Origin of the sequence: Psychroserpens sp. S379A, from assembly GCF_049800755.1 — a bacterium.
In the GTDB taxonomy this organism is placed as follows: domain Bacteria; phylum Bacteroidota; class Bacteroidia; order Flavobacteriales; family Flavobacteriaceae; genus Psychroserpens.
On the sequence record NZ_JBNAFQ010000004.1, the window covers coordinates 152,454 to 173,955 of the forward strand.

General features: G+C 31.8%; 20 protein-coding genes. 15 read left to right on the forward strand and 5 right to left on the reverse strand.

Going from position 1 to position 21,502, the window contains the following annotated elements; genetic code table 11:
- Positions 1-91: 91 nt before the first annotated feature.
- Positions 92-2,722 (reverse strand): valine--tRNA ligase, encoded by a 2,631-nt coding sequence (locus ACP15M_RS11390; protein WP_425077334.1) that lies wholly within the window; start codon positions 2,720-2,722, stop codon positions 92-94.
- Between the two features lie 188 nt (positions 2,723-2,910).
- Here ACP15M_RS11390 and ACP15M_RS11395 point away from each other — a divergent pair, with 188 nt between their 5' ends.
- Complete coding sequence (locus tag ACP15M_RS11395) at positions 2,911-3,336, forward strand: DUF1573 domain-containing protein (protein WP_425077426.1); 426 nt, start codon at positions 2,911-2,913, stop codon at positions 3,334-3,336.
- A gap of 36 nt (positions 3,337-3,372) precedes the next feature.
- Here ACP15M_RS11395 and ACP15M_RS11400 read toward each other — a convergent pair whose 3' ends face one another.
- The gene (locus ACP15M_RS11400) at positions 3,373-4,716 is read right to left on the reverse strand and encodes an aspartyl protease family protein (RefSeq protein ID WP_425077335.1); all 1,344 of its coding nucleotides are present in this window, start codon (positions 4,714-4,716) and stop codon (positions 3,373-3,375) included.
- A 118-nt stretch (positions 4,717-4,834) separates the two neighbouring features.
- On the opposite strand from ACP15M_RS11400, the gene ACP15M_RS11405 reads away from it, so the two are divergent.
- The 4 genes from ACP15M_RS11405 to ACP15M_RS11420 all read left to right on the forward strand — a co-directional run bounded on the left by ACP15M_RS11405 (position 4,835) and on the right by ACP15M_RS11420 (position 8,591).
- Positions 4,835-6,025, forward strand: coding sequence for a pyridoxal phosphate-dependent aminotransferase (locus tag ACP15M_RS11405; RefSeq protein ID WP_425077336.1), 1,191 nt, complete (start codon positions 4,835-4,837; stop codon positions 6,023-6,025).
- Positions 6,025-7,038 carry a UDP-N-acetylmuramate dehydrogenase gene (gene murB / locus ACP15M_RS11410; RefSeq protein WP_425077337.1) on the forward strand — a complete coding sequence of 338 codons (1,014 nt, stop codon included), beginning with the start codon at positions 6,025-6,027 and terminating at the stop codon, positions 7,036-7,038. Before ACP15M_RS11405 ends, murB begins: the two co-directional genes overlap by 1 nt.
- 216 nt (positions 7,039-7,254) lie before the next feature.
- Positions 7,255-7,785, forward strand: coding sequence for an RNA polymerase sigma factor (locus ACP15M_RS11415; RefSeq protein WP_425077338.1), 531 nt, complete (start codon positions 7,255-7,257; stop codon positions 7,783-7,785).
- 11 nt (positions 7,786-7,796) lie between these two features.
- Positions 7,797-8,591 (forward strand): anti-sigma factor domain-containing protein, encoded by a 795-nt coding sequence (locus ACP15M_RS11420; protein ID WP_425077339.1) that lies wholly within the window; start codon positions 7,797-7,799, stop codon positions 8,589-8,591.
- A gap of 76 nt (positions 8,592-8,667) precedes the next feature.
- Here ACP15M_RS11420 and aqpZ read toward each other — a convergent pair whose 3' ends face one another.
- A complete protein-coding gene (gene aqpZ, locus ACP15M_RS11425; RefSeq protein ID WP_425077340.1) occupies positions 8,668-9,354 on the reverse strand; it encodes an aquaporin Z in 687 nt (228 codons plus the stop codon).
- 197 nt (positions 9,355-9,551) lie between these two features.
- Between aqpZ and ACP15M_RS11430 the strand changes: the two genes are divergently transcribed.
- Genes ACP15M_RS11430 through ACP15M_RS11460 form a run of 7 tightly spaced genes read left to right on the forward strand, consistent with a single transcriptional unit; the run spans position 9,552 to position 16,831 of the window.
- On the forward strand, positions 9,552-9,755 hold the full coding sequence (locus tag ACP15M_RS11430) for a membrane or secreted protein (protein WP_425077341.1): 204 nt from the start codon (positions 9,552-9,554) through the stop codon (positions 9,753-9,755).
- 6 nt (positions 9,756-9,761) lie between these two features.
- Positions 9,762-10,874 (forward strand): glycosyltransferase, encoded by a 1,113-nt coding sequence (locus tag ACP15M_RS11435; protein ID WP_425077342.1) that lies wholly within the window; start codon positions 9,762-9,764, stop codon positions 10,872-10,874.
- Positions 10,865-11,413 (forward strand): RNA polymerase sigma factor, encoded by a 549-nt coding sequence (locus ACP15M_RS11440; RefSeq protein WP_425077343.1) that lies wholly within the window; start codon positions 10,865-10,867, stop codon positions 11,411-11,413. The genes ACP15M_RS11435 and ACP15M_RS11440 overlap by 10 nt, the downstream gene beginning before the upstream one ends.
- Complete coding sequence (locus ACP15M_RS11445) at positions 11,413-12,624, forward strand: Nramp family divalent metal transporter (RefSeq protein ID WP_425077344.1); 1,212 nt, start codon at positions 11,413-11,415, stop codon at positions 12,622-12,624. The genes ACP15M_RS11440 and ACP15M_RS11445 overlap by 1 nt, the downstream gene beginning before the upstream one ends.
- A 49-nt stretch (positions 12,625-12,673) precedes the next feature.
- The gene (gene lipA / locus ACP15M_RS11450) at positions 12,674-13,552 is read left to right on the forward strand and encodes a lipoyl synthase (protein ID WP_425077345.1); all 879 of its coding nucleotides are present in this window, start codon (positions 12,674-12,676) and stop codon (positions 13,550-13,552) included.
- The gene (gene gap / locus ACP15M_RS11455; protein ID WP_425077346.1) at positions 13,553-14,569 is read left to right on the forward strand and encodes a type I glyceraldehyde-3-phosphate dehydrogenase; all 1,017 of its coding nucleotides are present in this window, start codon (positions 13,553-13,555) and stop codon (positions 14,567-14,569) included. It begins immediately after the preceding gene.
- Positions 14,570-14,599: 30 nt separating this feature from the next.
- Positions 14,600-16,831 (forward strand): ATP-binding protein, encoded by a 2,232-nt coding sequence (locus tag ACP15M_RS11460; protein ID WP_425077347.1) that lies wholly within the window; start codon positions 14,600-14,602, stop codon positions 16,829-16,831.
- 1 nt (position 16,832) lies between these two features.
- Here ACP15M_RS11460 and lpxK read toward each other — a convergent pair whose 3' ends face one another.
- Entirely contained in the window at positions 16,833-17,837 is a 1,005-nt protein-coding gene (gene lpxK, locus ACP15M_RS11465) for a tetraacyldisaccharide 4'-kinase (protein WP_425077348.1), read from the reverse strand.
- Between the two features lie 74 nt (positions 17,838-17,911).
- Between lpxK and ACP15M_RS11470 the strand changes: the two genes are divergently transcribed.
- The 3 genes from ACP15M_RS11470 to msrA all read left to right on the forward strand — a co-directional run bounded on the left by ACP15M_RS11470 (position 17,912) and on the right by msrA (position 20,574).
- Positions 17,912-19,006, forward strand: a complete 1,095-nt coding sequence (locus ACP15M_RS11470; protein WP_425077349.1) for a Nif3-like dinuclear metal center hexameric protein — start codon at positions 17,912-17,914, stop codon at positions 19,004-19,006.
- A 2-nt stretch (positions 19,007-19,008) separates the two neighbouring features.
- The gene (locus ACP15M_RS11475) at positions 19,009-19,788 is read left to right on the forward strand and encodes a zinc ribbon domain-containing protein (RefSeq protein ID WP_425077350.1); all 780 of its coding nucleotides are present in this window, start codon (positions 19,009-19,011) and stop codon (positions 19,786-19,788) included.
- A gap of 129 nt (positions 19,789-19,917) precedes the next feature.
- Positions 19,918-20,574 carry a peptide-methionine (S)-S-oxide reductase MsrA gene (gene msrA, locus ACP15M_RS11480; protein ID WP_425077351.1) on the forward strand — a complete coding sequence of 219 codons (657 nt, stop codon included), beginning with the start codon at positions 19,918-19,920 and terminating at the stop codon, positions 20,572-20,574.
- 103 nt (positions 20,575-20,677) lie between these two features.
- On the opposite strand, the gene ACP15M_RS11485 is transcribed toward msrA, so the two are convergent.
- Entirely contained in the window at positions 20,678-21,469 is a 792-nt protein-coding gene (locus ACP15M_RS11485) for a class I SAM-dependent methyltransferase (RefSeq protein ID WP_425077352.1), read from the reverse strand.
- Positions 21,470-21,502 lie beyond the last annotated feature (33 nt).

Consider the following 21,502-nt stretch of genomic DNA (forward strand, 5'->3'; position numbering starts at 1 on the left):
ACTGAAATGAAAATATGTAACGTAGTTATCGAGAAGTCTATACTTTATAAAGAGATTCTTCAGTCGCTAGGCTCCTTCTGAATGACATTATTTATTTCAAACTCGCTAAACTAGACTTTAAAGTTTCAATTTTAGCCAAAGCGTCGGCTTCTTTTTTACGTTCACTAGCCACTACTTGTTCTGGAGCATTATTGACAAAACGTTCATTTTTTAACTTTCCTTGAACTGATTTCAAAAAGCCTTCAGTATATTTCAGTTCTTCAGATAGTTTCTGAATTTCAGCTTCAACATCAATATTGCCTTCCATAGGAATAAAATATTCATTAGATTTTACCCTAAAGGTTAAAGCGCCTTCAACAGTTTCAGCCACAGAACTCATTTGAGAAATATTTCCCATTTTAGAAATTACTGTATCATACTTGGCATCTAGGTTTTCGTTGTTTAAAACCTTTAATTCAACAATGTCTTTAAATGCAATATTTTTTTCTTTTCTAATCGTTCTAATACCCGAAACAATCTCTTTAATGGTTTCAAAACTTGAAACCAACTCCGAATCGAATGATGTAATTTTAGGATATTCAGCAATTATGAGTGCGTCTTCAGGCTGACGCTCAGTAATGTGTTGCCATATTTCTTCGGTCAAGAATGGCATAAATGGATGTAAAATCTTTAAGTTATTTTCAAAAATCGCAATTACTGAAGCATACGTTTTAGCATCAATAGGTTGTTGATATGCAGGTTTAATCATTTCTAAAAGCCAAGAGCAGAAATCATCCCAAATCAATTTATACATGCTCATTAAAGCATCTGAAAGTCTATACTTACTGTAATGATCTTCAATTTCTGCTAAAGTGTTTTGAAATTTGTTTTGATACCATTCTAACGCAATTTTAGACGATTCAGGTTGTTTAATATCTTTAATTTCCCAACCTTGTACCAATCTAAACGCATTCCATATTTTATTAGCAAAGCCTTTACCTTGATTACAGAGGTCTTCGTCAAACATTAAATCGTTACCTGCAGCAGCACTCAACAACAATCCAACTCTTACACCATCTGCTCCATAATCGTCAATTAATTTTAAGGCATCTGGAGAATTACCAAGAGATTTCGACATTTTGCGGCGTTGCTTATCTCTTACTAATCCTGTAAGATATACATTTTCAAAAGGTCTTTGCCCTTTATACTCATAACCAGCAATAATCATACGAGCTACCCAAAAGAACAAAATATCTGGACCAGTCACTAAATCGTTCGTTGGGTAATAGTACTTAATTTCTTCATTTTCTGGATTGCGAATACCATCAAACACACTCATTGGCCATAACCAAGACGAGAACCAAGTGTCTAGTGCATCTGAGTCTTGCTGCAAATCCTCTAGAGTTAATCCCTTATTTGATGTCTTAGTTTTAGCTAACTCTAGAGCTTCTTCTTTAGTTTCAGCAACTACAAAATCTTCTTTTCCATCTCCATAATAATAGGCAGGAATTTGTTGTCCCCAACGCAATTGACGGGAAATATTCCAATCACGAATATTCTCCATCCAATGTCTATATGTATTTTCAAACTTCTTAGGATATAACTTCACATCTCCATTAGTAAGCACAGCATCTAAGGCTGGTTTAGCTAAATCTTCCATTTTAAGAAACCATTGGTCACTTAAACGAGGTTCGATAACAGCTTTTGTTCTTTCTGAAGTTCCTACCTTATTAATATGATTTTCAGTCTTAACAATAACTCCTGAAGCTTCTAACTCTTTAGCAATAGCTTTTCTAACCACAAAACGATCTTGACCTTCAAAATGCATTCCGTAGCTATTTAAAGTGGCATCTTCATTAAAAATATCAACAACTTCTAAGTTATGCTTATCGCCTAAAACTTTATCATTTTCATCGTGAGCAGGTGTTACTTTTAAACAACCTGTTCCGAATTCTATATCTACATATTCATCTTCAATGATTGGAACCACTCTTCCGCAGATTGGCACAATTGCTTTTTTTCCTTTTAAATGCTGAAAACGTTCATCATTTGGATTAATACATATTGCTGTATCTCCAAAAATTGTTTCTGGACGTGTTGTTGCAATGGTCAATTTCTCATTACTGCCTTCAACTTGATATTCTAAATAATATAGCAAGCCTTGTTGTTCTACATGTATTACTTCTTCATCAGATAAGGTTGTTTTAGCCTCAGGATCCCAATTTACCATTCGATAACCTCTGTAAATCAAACCTTTGTTGTATAAGTCAACAAAAACCTTGATAACAGCTTCACTCATATCGTCATCCATAGTGAATTTGGTACGATCCCAATCACATGAACACCCTAACTTTTTTAACTGCTCAAGAATAACACCTCCATATTCTTCAGTCCAATCCCAAGCATGCTTAAGAAATTCTTCGCGAGTTAAGTCATTTTTATCAATACCTTGAGCTTTAAGCTTTGCAGCTACTTTAGCTTCAGTAGCAATAGACGCATGGTCTGTTCCAGGAACCCAACATGCATTTTTACCTTGCAAACGTGCTCTACGAATAAGCACATCTTGAATGGTATTATTAAGCATATGTCCCATATGCAATACTCCTGTTACATTTGGTGGAGGAATGACTATGGTATAAGGTTCACGTTCATCTGGAACAGAATGGAAATAATTATGTTCCATCCAGTAGTTATACCACTTACTTTCTACATTAGATGCTGAATATTTTGCTGGTATGCTCATGCTTTGGTATTGTTTTTGCTTTATGACTGACAAAAGTACTTATATTTCTTTTTTTGCGAAATTAAAGTCGATATATTATTAATAGATTTAGCTTAGATAGTGTTAATTAATGCTGCATTATGTCTAATTAATTTTGCAGAAAGTTAAAAAGTAAGTAGTTTTGATTATATCAATTTAAAATTTGAATGATGAAAAATGTAATATTAATTTTATTTGTTGGTTTACTAAGTTTGAGTGTTTCAGCTCAAGAAAAGGTTGCAAAAATAGAATTTGAAAACCAAGTAATTGATTATGGTACCATTGAGAAAGGATCTGATGGCGTTAGAGTATTTAAATTTACTAATACTGGAAATGCTCCTTTGATTATTTCTAAAGTAAAATCGACATGTGGTTGTACAGTGCCAAAAAAACCTGATGGACCAATTATGCCAGGAGAAACAGGAGAAATTTCTGTTAAATATGACACTAATAGAGTTAATCCTATTAGAAAGACCATTACTGTAACATCTAATGCAGAAACTCCTAGTGTAGCTCTAAAAATTAAAGGTTTAGTCGTAGATTCTAGCAAAAAAAATCCACTAGAGAAAAAAGATAAAAGTGTTATGGAACAATAATAACGCTCAACTCATTAATGATAAAGAACTCTCTTTTTAAGGGAGTTCTTTTTGTTTAAAGACGTCTTCTAGTCTAAATTTAAATAAAAAAATTGAACCATTTCTATTAATTTTCAAACTTATAAGCTTTCCTGATTTTGATTTAAAGTAAGCGATAACGTTTTGAAGTTCTAATGTATGAGTTTCCTTACCATTGATAGCTAATATAATGTCTCCTTTTTTCAAACCTACTCTTTCAGCTGGAGAGTTTTTACGTATCTCAACTATTGTATAAGCTGGTTTCGCTGCATAATTAAAATAGCTTGCAATACTAATTTCGACGTTTGAGGAGTAATCTGAAGAATCATAGTTTAAATTATTTGAATTAACTTCTTCTTTAACAACAATAAATCCTCTCTGCTCTATTACAATACCACTTCTGTTATAATAAAATGGTAATCTAAACTTACTATTTTTCTTTATTGTTAGCTTAGCATTTTGATAATCTATAATTAAATTAAATCGCTTTAATAAATCTCCGCAAATACTACCATTTCGCTTAGTAAACCTTCTAGCATGACTTATGGCACTTGAATCAGGGAAAGCTATATTCACGTCATTTAGCTCAAATCTTTTTAAACGAAATGTCTTTACTTTAGATCGTTTCCCATATATATTTCCGCTTAATCCTTTTCCAAGAAAATCATTAAAATACATTTCATTGGGAGGCTCAATGCCTAAAGATTTGTCTTCAAAAAGCCAGAGTGCATCACTACTACCTGTATCAACTAATAACTTAACAGGTTTAAATTGATTATCTATTTTTACTTGTGCATCTATATAGGGTTTATTATTATGAAATGACAAATTAAATACTTCACATTTTTTACAGTTCTTATCCCGAAAAGCACTTGGTTTGAAAAGCTTTAAATACTTTGATGAATAATTAATTTCAACAACAAAATTTTTAAATAAACTAAAACCTATGATACCATGAATTGGTCTACCTAACCTAGGCGTAAAATTTAATTCTTTATCAAAAACAACAAACACGTCTTGATTAACATTTATAGCCTTACCAATAGCTAAAAAGTTGTTTTTTGATTTAATAGCTTGAATTGGTTGTCCTCCTCCAAGCCCTCTCAATAAAATAGTTTCAGTTTTATTTATTTGAAGCGAATCAATATTAGTAAAATTAAATAAAATAGGCTTACTAGCTCCAGTATCTAAAACAAAAGACAATTCGACTCCATTAATTTCTACTGGAATAACAATCAAATTCCCAACAAGATCAAAACGAATTTTATCTTTCTCTAAACCTGGTAAGTCAAACTGGCCTTGTGAAAAGGAAAAATTTATAGTTAAAACTAAAAATAGTAATAATACTTCCTTTTTTATCATTGGTTGAGGTATAATTACTTCAATTTACAAATCTTAATTATAAGTCGCTTTTTTAGATGTATTTTTTAAATAAACTTTAAGATAATTTTCAGAACTTTACCACATAAATAATTTCATTATGCCAAGAATATCAAAAAAAGGGCAAGACATGCCAGAATCACCTATTAGAAAGCTAGTGCCTTTTGCTGAAAATGCATATAAACAAGGTAAAACAGTATACCACTTAAATATAGGTCAACCAGACATCAAAACTCCTCAAATTGCATTAGACGCTGTAAAAGTCCACTCATTAGATATATTGGCTTATACACGTTCTGAAGGTTCTGAAGGTTATCGCCAAAAAATAGCTAATTATTATGCTAAAAATGACATCCATGTAAAGCATGATGATATCATTGTTACAACTGGTGGTAGTGAAGCTTTACTTTTTGCCTTTGGTAGTATTACAGATGTTGATGATGAAGTGATAATTCCAGAACCATTTTATGCAAATTATAATGGGTTTTCAACATCTTCTGGTGTAAAAGTAGTCCCTGTAATCTCTAAAATTGAAAATAATTTTGCTTTACCTCCAATTGAAGAATTTGAAAAATTAATCACTTCAAAAACAAAAGCAATATTAATTTGTAATCCAGGAAACCCAACAGGTTATCTCTATTCAAAAGAAGAAATCAAAAAATTAGCTGCAATAGTTAAAAAACATGATTTGTTTTTAATTGCAGACGAAGTCTATAGAGAGTTTGCCTATGATGGAGTTAACCATTATTCCATACTACAAGAAGAAGGCTTAGAAAACCACGCTATCGTTATAGATTCTGTGTCTAAGCGATATAGCATGTGTGGTGCTCGTATTGGTTGCTTGGTATCTAAAAACAAAGAGGTTATTAAAACTGCCTTAAAATTTGCTCAAGCCAGATTAAGTCCTCCTACTCTTGCACAAATTGCCAGCGAGGCTGCTTTAGAAACTCCACAAAGCTATTTCGATGATGTCATTAATGAATATGTTGAAAGACGAAATGTTCTTATTGAAGAACTTAACAACATAGAAGGTGTACAAGTCGCAAACCCAAAAGGTGCTTTTTATTGCATCGCTCAATTACCAATAAAAAACTCTGATGCATTTGCGCAATGGCTATTAGAATCTTTTGACGTTGATGGTGAAACGGTTATGGTTGCTCCAGCTGCAGGTTTTTACAGTACTCCAGGAGTTGGCTTAAATCAAATCAGAATTGCGTACGTTTTAAATAAAGAAAGCTTGATCAAATCTGTAAATATTTTAAAAGAAGCCCTTAAAGTTTACAAAGACTAGTGCAAATTCTAAATGACATATCTCTAAAAGCTTATAATACGTTTGGTATTGAAGCAAAAGCTAAGCGGTTTGTTTCTATTGATTCTGTTGCTGAATTAAAAAATGTATATACTTCTGAAACAAATACGCCTAAATTTATCTTGGGAGGTGGAAGCAATATGCTACTCACTAAAGATGTTGATGCGCTTGTTATACATATCAATATAAAAGGCAAGACTATTATTTCTCAAACTGAAGACACTGTTTTTGTTAGAGCTAATGCTGGAGAAAATTGGCATGAATTTGTGCTTTGGACTTTAAAACATGATTTTGGCGGTTTGGAGAATCTATCACTCATTCCTGGAAATGTAGGCACAAGTCCAATTCAAAATATTGGTGCTTATGGTGTAGAACTGAAAGATACTTTCCACACTTGCGAAGCTTTAAATCTTGATACTTTAGAAATTGAAACATTTACAAATTCAGATTGCAAATTTGATTATCGCAATTCGATATTTAAACAAGAAGCCAAAGGAAAATACATCATCTTAAATGTTGTATTTAAATTAACTTCAAAAAATCACGTATTACACACTAATTATGGTGCAATAGCTGCTCAATTAGAACACATGTGTATTTCTGAACCTACCATTCAAGAGGTTTCAAAAGCTGTAATTTCTATACGACAAAGTAAATTACCCGATCCTAAAAAAATTGGCAATAGCGGAAGCTTCTTTAAAAACCCAATTATATCTAAAGATGCATTTTTAAAACTTCAAAATAATTTCCCAAAGGTTCCACATTATGTAATTTCAGAAAATGAAATTAAAGTTCCTGCAGGTTGGCTCATTGAAACTTCAGGCTTTAAAGGAAAAACTCTAGGTAATTATGGTGTACATAAAAAACAAGCATTAGTTCTTGTGAATTATGGTGATGCTTCAGGAAATGACATTTTAGAATTATCAAAACTCATTCAAAAAACAGTTTGGCGTCTATTTGATATTAATATTGAAGCCGAAGTAAATATTATATAAAGAAAAAGCCTCAATATATTGAGGCTTTAGTCTTACTGTAGAAACATGAAAAAGCTATTAATCAATTTCTTTAGAAAGAAAGTTTAGTTCCTACAGACACAATCTTAACATTATTATTACGCTAATTTTTAATTAACTTTACCAAACTTATACTATATACGAACATAGCTGTATATTTAGATCATTTAAAATTTAATTTTAACATAATTTATTTTTTTGAGCACTTCTATCGAACAACAAATTGTACAACTATTAGAAAAAGGCGATAAAAAAGCCCTAAGGCTTCTCTATGAACATTATTCAGATAGTTTGTATGGTGTGATTTTAAAAGTGACCATAAATGAAGAAATTGCTCAAGATGCTTTACAAGAAACTTTTGTTAAGGTTTGGAAAAATGCCAAAAAATACGATTCTAAAAAAGCAAAATTATTTACTTGGTTATATCGAATTGCTAAAAACACAGCTATTGACAAATTAAGAAGCTTCAATAACAGATTCGATAAAGAAGTCCAAATTGATAAATCAAACGTATATATCTTACCAACAGCGAATTTAAATCAAGATGTATTAGATTTAAAAGAGCATGTGGCAAGATTAGATAAAAAGTACCAAATTGTTTTGAAAGCCCTCTTTTTTGAAGGCATGACACAACAAGAAGCAAGTGACGAATTAGATATTCCCTTAGGTACGATTAAGTCTAGATTAAAAATAGGATTACGGGAACTTAAAAAAGTTTATGATCCTTAAAAATATTACTTATGGAAAAAAAACTACATACTTTTTTTCAATCTGGTTTACTTGACAAGTATATACTAGATGAAACCTCTACTTCAGAAAGTCTGAAAGTAGAGCACTACATTGACACTTATGCAGAAGTGAGAAGTGAATACGAAAGATTACAAGATAATCTTGAAATTATCGCTAAAGCTAATGCAGTAGAAGCGCCTAAATTTGTTTTAAACAATGTCTTAAACGATATTGAAAAAGAAACTCCAGTAATCAAATTAGACAAAAAGCATCGCAAAACACCTTGGTACAGTATTGCTGCTAGTATGGTAGCATTAATTTGCGCTGGTGGTTTTTACATTAAAAGCGAACAAAACAAAGCTTTATTAAAAGAAAACCAAGTTGTTGTTGATGAAATTTTTGACTTAAGAAGCGATATTGAAGAGAACAATAAAAGACTAGACAATTTAATGCATGAGTTTATGAAACTCAACAATCCTGAAACTGAAAAATATGTGTTTCGAGGAAATGATCGCGCTAAAGATTTAAAAACTGTTGCTTATATTAATCCAGTAGAAGAAACCTCATTAATTGATGTAGTATCTTTACCTCAATTACCAGAAAACCAAACATACCAACTTTGGGCAGAGATGCAAGATAGAATGGTTCATTTAGGAATTTTAGATGCTTCACAAAAACAACTTCAATCTGTTCCTTACGTGAAAGATGCTTTAGCATTAAGTATTACAATTGAACAAAAAGACCATTTAAATGAAGCTGTTGCAGATAGCGCTGTTGCAGAAATTGATTTAAATAACAAAAGATAAGATTAATAGTACTTATACAAAAAAGCCACTTTTGATAGTCAAAAGTGGCTTTTTATATTAAAATCAAATAAATAATTTATTCTTTATCAAACATTGCTTTATGAACAAATCCTGCAACAATGGCACCTGCAATTGGAGCCAACCAAAACAACCATAATTGTGCTGTAAATTCTCCTCCAGCAAACAACGCCTGACTTGTAGATCGTGCTGGATTAACTGATGTATTAGAAATTGGAATACTAATTAAATGTATTAACGTTAACCCTAGTCCAATAGCAATTGGAGCAAATCCTTTAGGAGCTCTAACATTAGTGCTTCCTAAAATTATAAGCAAGAAAAACATTGTTAATACAAATTCTGCAATTAACACAGACATCATACTATAACCTCCAGGAGATAAGTCACCATAGCCATTTGAAGCAAAACCTCCAATATCTACAAAATCAGATTTACCAGTAACAATAACATACAAAACTCCAGCAGCTGCTATTGCACCAACAACTTGAGCAACAATATAACCAACAAGGTCTTTAGCAGAAAACTTTCCTCCAGCCCATAAACCCAAAGAAACAGCAGGATTAAAATGTCCTCCAGAAATATGACCAACAGCATATGCCATCGTTAAAACTGTTAGACCAAAGGCCAATGCAACACCAGCAAAACCAATTCCTAGTTCTGGAAATGCAGCAGCAAAAATCGCGCTACCACAACCGCCAAAAACTAGCCAAAATGTTCCGAAGAACTCTGCAAATAATTTTTTCATAAGTGATAAAAGTATTAGTTAGTGAATTTAAATTTATAATAATTACTAATTAAGACACTAGAACTGTTAAAAAGTCACTAACAATTTAATTAACAAACAAGTACAAAACCTTCTTGCAAGTACAAGACTATCTTATATATTGTTCGTTAAACATGCGAAAAATTGTATCTTTGCACTAAATTTTTAATCGTTCATTTATGAAACTCGTCATCATCACATTAATACTTCTAAGTTTAGGTGTGGCTGGAATTGCCATTAAAATTTGGGCAAAAAAAGATGGAAAATTTGCAGGAACATGTGCAAGCCAAAACCCTATGCTAAATCAAGAAGGTGAAGCTTGCGGATTTTGTGGAAAAACTCCTGATCAATTTGAAAATTGCAACGAACCTCAACACTCTTAATCATTAATGATTATTCTTGAAGTAGCATTCTACGTATTTATCGTTGCAGTAGGTATTCAAGTTTTATTTTACGGAATTATATTCAATAGCTTTATCAATTATAAAGCTACCAAACCTAAACCGAAAAACGTTTCAGTTTCAGTAATTATTTGCGCTAAAAATGAAGCTAAAAACCTAACAAAATTCTTACCATCAATTCTTACTCAAGACTATCCAAGTTTTGAGGTTATTCTCATTAATGACAATTCTACTGATGATACTTTAGATGTCATGGAGGACTTCAAACTTAAACATGACAATATAAAAATCGTTAATGTAAAACCTATTGAGAAATTTTGGGGAAACAAAAAATATGCACTCACTTTAGGCATTAAAGCTTCCACTAATGACTTTCTATTATTTACTGATGCCGACTGCAAACCTTTATCTAAACACTGGATTAGAGATATGAGTGCGCATTTCTCTAACAAAAAAACCATTGTACTTGGCTATGGTACTTATCAAAAAATTAAAGGTTCTTTTATAAACAAACTGATTCGTTATGAAACTTTTCTAACAGCAATTCAGTATTTATCGTATGCCAAATTAGGGCAACCTTATATGGCAGTTGGAAGAAATTTAGCTTACCGAAAAGAACAATTTTTCGAAGCTAATGGATTCATGCAACATATGCATATAAAATCTGGTGATGATGATTTATTCATTAATCAAGTTGCAAATGCAACAAACACCACAATATGCCTTACAAATGAAAGCTTTACTGAATCTGTTCCAAAACAGACACTTAAAGGATGGATGCTTCAAAAACGCAGACATATAAGCACTGCAAACCATTATAAACCAAAACACAAATTCTTCTTAGCTACATTTTATTGTTCGCAACTTTTATTTTGGACACTAGCGATTACCTTAATGACGTTAATGTTTAATTGGAAAATCGTTTTAGGCTTAATTATTTTAAGATTCTTAGTGCAACTTACTAATCTCTATTTAGCTTCAAAAAAACTGAATGAAAAAGACCTTCCGTTTTTAAGTCCGTTTCTTGAAATATTCTTAATTGCCTTTCAATTCTTTATCTTTATAAAAAATTTGATATCAAAACCAAAGCATTGGAAGTAAACGAAGCCATTCAAAAAGCAAAAAACAAAGACCAAATAGCATTTAATTTTTTGCTCGATAACTTTTGGAATAGCGTTTACGGATTTCAATTGAAACGTACTGAAAATGAAAATGATGCTGAAGACATAACCATTCAAACATTTTCTAAAGCATTTGACAAAATTCATACATATAACGACAACTATGAATTTAAAACCTGGTTGATTACCATTTCTAAAAACATTCATATCGATTTACTTCGAAAACAAAAGTCGTCAATTTCACATACAGCTAATAGTAATCAAGACGATGATTTTCATGGTATTATTGACGAATCACCTTCACCTGAAGACATCTTAATTACTGAACAAAATCTTGCAAAATTACTTCGCGATATCAAAAAATTAAAACCACATTATCAAGAAGTCATTAACTTAAGATACTTTCAAGAGCTTAGCTATAAAGAAATTGCGCAACAGCTTGACGAACCCATGAATAACGTCAAAGTGAAGTTACTTAGAGCAAAAAAACTTTTAGCTGAGATTATTAAAAAAGAATAATGACTTTTAGTCTTAAAAAAATAGGACCTGGTTTACTATTTGCTGGAGCTGCTATTGGTGTATCACATTTGGTACAATCTACTAGAGCTGGAGCAGATTTTGGATTTGGCTTAATTTGGGCTTTGCTTTTGGTCAATCTTTTTAAATATCCGTTTTTTCAATTTGGACCTCGACATGCTTCAGCAACTGGTGAATCATTATTAGATGGTTATAAAAAACTCGGAAAACCAGTTCTTATTGCATATTTCATTTTAACATTCGCCACGATGTTTACCATACAAACAGCAGTTACAATTGTTACTGCTGGAATAGCTTCTTCGCTTTTTGGAGACGCTATTAATATTGAAACATGGACTGTGATTATTTTAGGAGTTTGTTTAATGCTGTTGCTTGTTGGAAAATACAACCTCCTAGATAAACTCATAAAAATCATTATTGTAACGCTTACTTTAAGCACCATCATTGCGGTTTGTTTTGCTTTGTTTAACAATACCAACGCGATAGCATTAAAACAGTTACTTCCAAAAAACAGTGTAGAAATCACCTTCCTAATTGCATTTATGGGATGGATGCCTGCGCCTTTAGATATTTCTGTATGGCATTCACTTTGGGCTATTGAAAAGAAAAAAACGTCTGGAGAATTTTCTCCTAAATCAGCATTATTCGACTTTAATGTAGGCTATATTGGCACAATTATATTAGGAATTGCATTTGTAGCTTTAGGCGCACTAGTTATGTTTCAAAGCGGAACAACATTTAACAACTCTGCTGGAAAATTTGCGAATCAATTACTCGATATGTACACACAAAGCTTAGGTAATTGGGCTTTCATTTTTGTTGGTATTGCAGCTTTCACAACCATGTTTAGCACTACATTAACCACCTTAGATGCTTCTCCGAGAGCCATGGCTAAAACATCACAACTTCTTTTAGGTAATGTATTCAAAAAAGGCTATTTATTTTGGATTTTAATTTTATCTGCAGGAACAATAATTATCTTTTTTTGTTTTGCTTCGGAAATGGGTTTACTTATAAAAATAGCCACAATACTTTCATTTTTAACAGCGCCTTTTTATGCCATAATTAATTACCTACTCATTTCAAGTAAACATACTCCTAAAGCATGGAGACCTTCAAAAGGCTTACATATATTGAGTATTTTAGGAATAATCTTCTTAGTAGGATTTAGCGTGTGGTATCTTATTTCTTAAGATTTATTTAAAAGAATACTTCGTATCTTTGTAGTCGAAAATTTTTAGAATGAGTACAGAAGTCGCTTCAAATACAACTACAGCACGTCAACCTAAGCCAAAATGGCTTCGTGTTAAGCTTCCAACAGGAAAAAAATACACCGAATTAAGAGGTCTTGTCGATAAATATAAATTAAACACCATTTGTACCTCAGGAAGTTGTCCGAATATGGGAGAATGTTGGGGCGAAGGGACTGCTACATTTATGATTTTAGGCAACATTTGCACGCGTTCTTGCGGATTTTGTGGTGTAAAAACTGGTCGACCAGAAACGGTAGATTGGGACGAACCTGAAAAAGTAGCACGTTCTATCAAACTCATGCAAATTAAGCATGCTGTATTAACCAGTGTAGATAGAGATGATCTAAAAGATATGGGAAGCATTATGTGGAGCGAAACCGTTAAAGCGGTTAGACGCATGAATCCCGAAACGACTCTAGAAACACTTATTCCAGATTTTCAAGGTATAGAACAACATATTGATCGAATTATTGATGTTGCTCCAGAAGTAGTCTCTCATAATATCGAAACTGTAAGACGTTTAACTCGTGACGTTCGTATTCAAGCAAAATACGATCGTAGCATGCACGTTCTTAAATATTTAAAGCAACAAGGTCAGCGTCGTACTAAATCTGGTATCATGTTAGGCTTAGGTGAAACTCGTGACGAAGTGATTGAAACACTTCACGACCTTAAGGATAATGATGTAGATGTAGTGACAATTGGACAATACCTTCAGCCTAGTAAAAAGCACTTACCTGTAAAACAGTTTGTAACTCCTGAACAGTTTGATGAATATAAACAAATAGGATTAGATTTAGGATTTCGTCACGTAGAAAGTAGTGCCTTAGTAAGATCTTCGTATAAAGCACAAAAACATATCAACTAAATGATTAAGGTTGCAATTAATGGTTTTGGTCGTATTGGAAGACGAGTTTTTAGACTTATTCAAGATAGAGATGACATTCAGGTTGTTGCCATAAACGATCTTGCTGACACCAAAACTCTTAGTCATTTACTTAAATACGATAGCATTCATGGTGTTTCAAAACATGAGATATCATGCTCTGAAAATGAGATTATTATCAATAATAATTCTATTCCTCTATTAAACCAAAATCATCCAAAACATATCGACTGGACTCCTTATAATGTCGATTTTGTAATTGAAGCTACCGGAAAGTTTAAAACAACTTCAGATTTAGAACACCATATAAAAAATGGTGCAAAACAAGTTGTTTTATCTGTTCCACCAATTGAAGATGACATAAAAACTGTGGTTTTAGGTGTCAATGACAATGTCGTTGAAGGAAACGAGTCAATTATTTCAAATGCATCTTGCACTACTAATAATGCTGCTCCAATGATTTCTGTAATTAATGAACTTTGTGGAGTAAAACAAGCCTATATTACAACTGTGCATTCGTATACCACAGATCAGAGTTTACACGACCAACCTCACAAAGATTTACGACGCGCAAGAGCAGCAGGACAATCTATAGTTCCAACAACAACTGGAGCTGCAAAAGCCTTAACCAAAATTTTTCCCGATTTATCTGATGTTATTGGTGGTTGCGGAATAAGAGTTCCTGTTGCAAATGGTTCATTAACAGATATCACCTTTAATATTGAACGTACAGTCACTATTGAAGATATTAATGAAGCATTCAAAATTGCCTCTCAAGAACACCTCAAAGGAATTCTTCAATATACTGAAGATCCAATTGTTTCTATAGATATTGTAGGAAACACACATTCTTGCATATTTGATTCTCAAATGACTTCAGTTATTGGAAATATGATAAAAATTGTGGGCTGGTACGATAATGAAACAGGCTATTCTTCAAGAATCTTAGATTTAATTTGCAATTTATCGATGAAATTAGTACGTTTATCGAATAAATAATTATATTTGTCCAAATAAAGTGGCAAAGTTATGTCCCAAATCAAGTATTACATATTAGCTTTTTTAATCACTTTATCGACCTTTGTTTCTGCTCAAGTTGATTCAGAAGAAGATGTTGATATATTGAAAATGCGCATTGAAAACCTTATCACTCAATCAAGTTTTGATAGTGATAGAGGCGATTATTTTAATGCAAAAAACAACCTAGAAAAAGCACTTACTATCGCTGAAAAAATAAGCGATAGAAAAAGTGAAGGCGAAATTCATACTAAAATTGCCAAACTTCAATTTACTGTTAACGAATATGATAATGCTTTAATTTCACTAACCAAAGCTGCTGAAATTCAGCGTGAAATAAGTGATTATGGCAATTTAGCTACAACTTATAGCATTAGAGGCTCACTTCATGCTAGCAAAAAAGAATACCAAACCGCTTTAGATTATTTCAATTCTGCAAAAACTAAATTTGAAGAAGAAGATCTAGACCGTTATATCCCTGAAGTTACATTAAATGAAGCCAAAGTAAATCTAAAACTTAAAGATTATAAAACAGCCAAATCTTTATTAGAACAAACTATTGTTCTCGCTAGAAAATATAACCAAAATAACATTTTATCAAATGCCTTAATTTACAGCGGAAAAACTATAGACAAGCTTGGAAATAACAAATTAGCTATTTCTATGACAGAAGAAGGCTTAAATATTGCTGATGATAATGGTTTTATTGAAAACACTAACGAAGCTTATATCACGCTTAGTAATATTTATAAAGACCAAGCTGATTTTAAATTAGCTCATGAGTATTTAAATAAACATGTGCAACTTTCGGATTCTATTCTCAATGTTAAACGAGAAAACCTATTGCCTGAAAAACGTGCCGAATATATTGACGCCTACAATGCCGCAGATTACGAAAAGCTAAAAACAATAATAGAAGAACAGGAATCGGAAAGTAGCTTAGCAAAAATTACAACCATTTTAAGTATTGCACTTATCACCATTTTATCGTTATTAACCTTAGCCTTATACAAGAACAACAACATTAGATTGAAGTCTAATAACATGCTTCATGAAAAAAATGACGATCTGGTTGAAGCCATGCGTAAAGCTGAACAAGCTTCAAAAACCAAAGCTAACTTTTTATCTACAGTAACTCATGAGCTTAGAACGCCTTTATATGCTGTAACTGGTTTAACAAATATGCTTTTAGATGAAGATCCAAAAGAACACCAAATTCCACATTTAAAATCTTTAAAATTTTCAGGAGATTATCTGTTAACGTTTATTAATGATATTCTTCAAATTAATAAAATTGAAGCTAATAAAGTAGAACTTGATCCTGTTCAATTTAACTTAAAAATGAAAGTAGAGAACGTTGTGTCTGCGCTTAACAATTCGGCATTAGACAACAATGTTGTGATGCATTATGAGTATCAAAAAGATTTGCCTCATACTTTTATTGGAGATAATTTAAAAATTTCTCAAATCCTAATTAACCTTATCGGAAACTCAATCAAGTTCACTAAAGATGGAGACATTTGGGTAAGAGTATACAGTATCTCTAAAAAAGGAAACGATCACATTTTAAGATTTGAAATTGAAGATAATGGTATAGGAATCTCTAAAGAAAAACAAGAAAATATGTTTGAGAGCTTCTCCCAAGGCTCCATACAAATTAATCGAAAATATGGTGGAACTGGTTTAGGTCTTTCCATTGTAAAAGGATTAATTGAAATATTAAAAGGAAAAATTTACCTCAAAAGTGAACTCGGAAAAGGAACAACTTTCTTTTTTGAAATCCCATTGACCTACGCTCCAGAAGAAGTTAAAATTATTAAAGAGGATTACTCTAAAAACATTAGCAAATTGGACATTAGCAACATTAAAATTTTGATTGTTGAAGACAACAAAATCAATCAAATGATTACCAAGAAAATCTTAAATAAGATGAATCTTGAATGTGAAATCGTAGATAATGGTGAAGCAGCTGTTGAAAAAGTAAGAGAAAACACTTACGACGTTGTCCTTATGGACATTCACATGCCTGGAATTAGTGGACTAGAAGCCACAAAAAGAATTAGAACATTCGACAAAGAGCTTACTATTTTCGCGCTTACAGCTGTAACTTTAGAAGACAAAATGCACGAGTTTGACGAAGCAGGATTTGATGATATCATCTCTAAACCGTTTAAACAAGAAGATTTTGAAAAGAAATTGTATGAAGCTTTAGCAGAAAACGAAAAAACAACACCTTCTGTTTAACTTAAGATTTTAAATAGCTTAAAATCGATTTTTCAAATATTTCGAGAGCGTCTATTTTAAATTCAATTGGCAAATAAAACAATCGTTTTTCATCCTTAAAATAAGGTGACAATCTCACATAATCCTTTTCGGTAGTTACTATTCGTTCCTTTGTTTTCAATAACGAAATATCACTTTCAGTAAAATTGTGATGGTCTTTAAATTTTAAATGCTCAAATTGTAAGCCTTCATTATCTAAAAAATTCTCCAATGGTTTCGGATTAGCAATTCCTGTTACTAAGGTAAACTTTTCTCCTTTTAATTCAGATAAGGCTAAACTTTCATTAGCATTCAAAATCTCTTCAGAATATTGTATCGAACTAAAAAACACCGTTTGATGCGATAAAGGCTTCAGTCGTTTAATAATTGATTTTTTTTCAGAATCAGAAATCGTTTCAGGACATTTAGTTACCACAATAACATTAGCTCTTTTAGCTCCAGATTTAGGTTCTCTCAAATTTCCTGTTGGCAACACAAAATCATCAACATATAAATTGTCAAATGATGTGAGTAAAACATTAAATCCAGCTTTTACTTTTCTATGCTGAAAGGCATCATCTAATAAAATAATATCTGGTTGTTTCTGCTTAATTAATTCTGAAATTCCGTGACGTCTGTCTGCATCAACAGCGACAATAATAGCTTTAAATTTGTTATAAAACTGAAAGGGTTCATCTCCAATTGAAGCTGCAGTACATTGATCATCTGCAATTATAAAACCCGAAGAATTGCGCTTGTAACCTCTACTTAAAGTTGCCACTTTATAATTCGGACTTAAAAGCTTGATAAGATATTCTATTGTTGGTGTTTTTCCTGTGCCACCAACACTTAAATTCCCAACACAAATAATAGGAATATCAAAACTCTTAGAAGATTTCCATCCCATATCATATAACTTATTTCTTAGCCAAGTCACTAAAAAATAAATAGGAACCACAGGAAAAAGAATATATCGAAGTAGCTTCATAGCATAAAATCAATTGCTAAGATAAACATATCAAAATGACTATAAAATTTTATATTTGAAACAAATTCAGAATTATGCAAATAAAAGAGGTTATTAGCTACTTAGAAGAATTGGCTCCACTAAATTATGCAGAAGACTTTGATAATGTCGGACTTCTAGTTGGAGATAAACACGCTAAAGTTTCTGGTGTTCTTGTTACTTTAGACACTTTGGAAGCAGTAGTTGACGAAGCCATTGAAAAAAATTGCAACCTCATTGTAAGTTTTCATCCTATTATTTTTAAAGGTCTAAAAAAAATTACAGGAAAATCTTATGTAGAGCGAACCGTTTTAAAAGCCATTAAAAACGATATTGCTATTTATGCTATTCATACTGCTTTAGACAATGCACTTAAAGGTGTAAACGATATTATTTGCAATACATTAGGCTTAACAAACAAAAAGATTTTAATTCCGCAAAAAGGAACCATAAAAAAACTAACAACTTATGTTCCAACTCAAAATGCTGAAGCTTTAAGAACTGAACTATTTAAAGCTGGAGCTGGCAATATTGGTAACTATGACAATTGCAGTTTTAATACTAAAGGCAAAGGCACATATAGAGGCAATGAAAATTCGAATCCGCAAGTTGGAAAAAAAGGAGAATTGCATGAAGAACCTGAAACTCAAATTTCTGTAACCTTCAATAAACATGTAGAATCTAAACTTTTAAATACACTTTTTGAACACCATCCTTACGAAGAAGTTGCTTTTGAAGTCACAACACTCGATAATTACAATCAAAATATTGGCATCGGAATGCTTGGCGAATTAGAATCTGCTCAAAACACAGAAACTTTTCTTCAGTTTGTAAAAGACAAAATGAAGGCATCTTGCATTAGACATTCAAAATTGATAAAAAATCAAGTTTCAAAAATTGCAGTTTTAGGAGGCTCAGGAAGTTTTGCAATTGCTGCAGCTAAAGCAGCAGGAGCTGATGTTTTAGTGACTTCAGATTTAAAATATCACGATTTCTTTTCAGCAGAAAATGACATTATTGTAGCAGATATTGGGCATTATGAAAGTGAACAATTCACAAAAAACTTTTTAGTAGACTATCTCTCAAAAAAAATTACTAATTTTGCAGTCGTTTTATCAACGACAAATACAAATCCGGTAAAGTATTTATAATTATGGCAAAAAAAGCTGAAGCATCTGTTGAAGATCGATTAAGAGCATTGTACGATTTACAATTAATTGACTCAAGAGTAGATGAAATTAGAAACCTTAGAGGAGAATTACCACTTGAGGTTCAAGATTTAGAAGATGAAGTTGAAGGTTTAAACACTAGACTTGAAAAATTAAGCACTAACTTAGAGCTTATTGACGATCAAATCAAAGGAAAGAAAAACCTAATAGAAGAAGCTAAAGCACTGATAAAAAAGTATAGCGAGCAACAAAAGAATGTTAGAAATAACAGAGAATACAACTCTTTAACAAAGGAAGTTGAATTTCAAGAGTTAGAAATTCAATTGGCTGAAAAGCACATTAAAGAATTTAAAGTTCAGATTGAGCAGAAAAAAGAAGTGATTTCTGAAACTAAAAACAAACTTAAAGATCGTCAAACACATTTAAAGCACAAGCGTGGCGAGTTAAATGAAATTTTAGCTGAAACACAAAAAGAAGAAGATGCTTTAATTAAAAAATCTGAAGATTTTCAAAAGAAATTAGATGATCGTTTAGTTAACGCTTACTTACGTATTAGAAATAACGTAAAAAACGGATTAGCTGTTGTACCAATTGAAAGAGGTGCTTCTGGAGGTTCATTCTTTACAATTCCACCACAAATTCAAGTTGAAATCGCTTCACGTAAAAAAGTAATTACAGATGAGCATAGTGGACGAATTTTAGTAGATGCACAATTAGCTGAAGAAGAAAAAACTAAAATGGAAAAAATGTTTGCTAAACTATAGTAAACATTTACATCATAATTAAAAAAGCCTTCTATTATTGAAGGCTTTTTTTATTTATGAAAATTTTCACTAATTTATTTTAAGGTTTAATCTCATATTTCGACATACTAAAAAATCAATTCAGAAGTCATGAAAACATATTTTACAACCTTAATCGCAATCGTATTATTTAGTTGTCAAAACTCAGCTCAAATTAGCAAAGAACAACAAGCAGTCATTAATGCAAATCCTATTGAAGTTCCGTTAGAAAATGGAAAAGCTAGAGCTTATTTTGCAAGTGGTTGTTTTTGGTGTGTTGAAGCTGTATATGAAAGTGTTAAAGGTGTTGAAGAGGCAATAAGTGGATATTCTGGTGGATTTACAGACCATCCAACATATCAATTAAGTAATACAGGAAGAACAGGTCATGCCGAAGCTGTTGAAGTTATTTACGATCCAAATATTGTGAGTTTTGCTACGCTTGTCGATGTGTATTTTGCTTCTCAAAATCCAACACAAGTTAATGGTCAAGGTCCAGATCATGGTTCGCAATATCGCTCGATTATTTTTTATCAAAACAACTCTCAAAAAAATATTATCGAAAAGAAAAAAGCAGCCTTAGCAAAAAAACTAAATGCCAAAATCGCTGCCGAAGTGTATCCATTTCAAAAGTTTTGGGTTGCTGAAGATTATCATCAAGACTACGAAAAATTGCATCCAAATAATAACTACATCAAGAACATATCTATTCCTAGGTTAAGACGTTTTCAGGCTAAAATGCCAGAAATTTTAAAAGAAAATCATTAATTAAACGATGTCATTCAGAACGAAGCACAGCGTCGTGAAGAATCTATAAAGTTAAAGATTCATCGCTTTATTTCATTTCGCTCTGAAAAACCATAAAAAGATCTCATTTTGTTGCCTTTATTTCAAATATTAAAGGATATAATCTATCTTTAGTTGCATACATACCAGATTTTGTGGTTTCTAAATCTGGTAATACATTGTATGGACTTTCATCATATTCATTCAAATAATCAATTTGCAATCCAGCTTCAATTAATGCATTAATCACTTCACTTAAACCATGATTCCAGCCATACTCCTTACTTATCATTTTTGAATTTTGATTGGCATAAGTACCTTCATATTCTTCATAAATTACTTCATCTTGCATATATCCATACTTCATAATTTGTTTTCCATCCAAATAATCAAACATCCAAACAATAGGATGAAATTCAGCCATATAAAACACGCCTCCTTTTTTTAAACGTTCTGCAATCATTTTTGCCCAAGGTTTTAAATCTGGCAACCATCCAATCACTCCATAAGACGTAAATACAATATCAAAAGTATCATCAATATATTCCGAAGTATCTAAAACATTACATCTCACAAACTTTGCATCTAATTGCAATTCTTCATTTAATTGTTGTGCCAAAGCAATACCTTCGTCACTTAAATCTACACCTACACATTTCGCTCCTGCTCTACTCCAACTTAAAGTATCTTGCCCAAAGTGACATTGCAAATGCAATAATGACTTTCCGTTTACATCACCAAGTGCATTTAATTCGTAAGTCATTAATGATGACTTCCCTTTTTTAAAAGCTTCCAAATTATACATGTCACTCTTAGAATGAATTTTCACCTTTTCATTCCATGTATTTCTATTAGTTTCAAAATATTTGTTACTCATGATTTCTATAAAAAACCTAAAATAATGATTCTT

Coding starts and splice junctions, on each gene's coding strand:
- ACP15M_RS11390 (WP_425077334.1), bottom strand. CDS start 2,722: ATGAGCATACCAGCAAAATATTCAGCATCTAATGTAGAAAGTAAGTGG.
- ACP15M_RS11395 (WP_425077426.1), top strand. CDS start 2,911: ATGAAAAATGTAATATTAATTTTATTTGTTGGTTTACTAAGTTTGAGT.
- ACP15M_RS11400 (WP_425077335.1), bottom strand. CDS start 4,716: ATGATAAAAAAGGAAGTATTATTACTATTTTTAGTTTTAACTATAAAT.
- ACP15M_RS11405 (WP_425077336.1), top strand. CDS start 4,835: ATGCCAAGAATATCAAAAAAAGGGCAAGACATGCCAGAATCACCTATT.
- ACP15M_RS11420 (WP_425077339.1), top strand. CDS start 7,797: ATGGAAAAAAAACTACATACTTTTTTTCAATCTGGTTTACTTGACAAG.
- aqpZ (WP_425077340.1), bottom strand. CDS start 9,354: ATGAAAAAATTATTTGCAGAGTTCTTCGGAACATTTTGGCTAGTTTTT.
- ACP15M_RS11430 (WP_425077341.1), top strand. CDS start 9,552: ATGAAACTCGTCATCATCACATTAATACTTCTAAGTTTAGGTGTGGCT.
- ACP15M_RS11435 (WP_425077342.1), top strand. CDS start 9,762: ATGATTATTCTTGAAGTAGCATTCTACGTATTTATCGTTGCAGTAGGT.
- ACP15M_RS11445 (WP_425077344.1), top strand. CDS start 11,413: ATGACTTTTAGTCTTAAAAAAATAGGACCTGGTTTACTATTTGCTGGA.
- lipA (WP_425077345.1), top strand. CDS start 12,674: ATGAGTACAGAAGTCGCTTCAAATACAACTACAGCACGTCAACCTAAG.
- gap (WP_425077346.1), top strand. CDS start 13,553: ATGATTAAGGTTGCAATTAATGGTTTTGGTCGTATTGGAAGACGAGTT.
- ACP15M_RS11460 (WP_425077347.1), top strand. CDS start 14,600: ATGTCCCAAATCAAGTATTACATATTAGCTTTTTTAATCACTTTATCG.
- lpxK (WP_425077348.1), bottom strand. CDS start 17,837: ATGAAGCTACTTCGATATATTCTTTTTCCTGTGGTTCCTATTTATTTT.
- ACP15M_RS11470 (WP_425077349.1), top strand. CDS start 17,912: ATGCAAATAAAAGAGGTTATTAGCTACTTAGAAGAATTGGCTCCACTA.
- ACP15M_RS11475 (WP_425077350.1), top strand. CDS start 19,009: ATGGCAAAAAAAGCTGAAGCATCTGTTGAAGATCGATTAAGAGCATTG.
- msrA (WP_425077351.1), top strand. CDS start 19,918: ATGAAAACATATTTTACAACCTTAATCGCAATCGTATTATTTAGTTGT.
- ACP15M_RS11485 (WP_425077352.1), bottom strand. CDS start 21,469: ATGAGTAACAAATATTTTGAAACTAATAGAAATACATGGAATGAAAAG.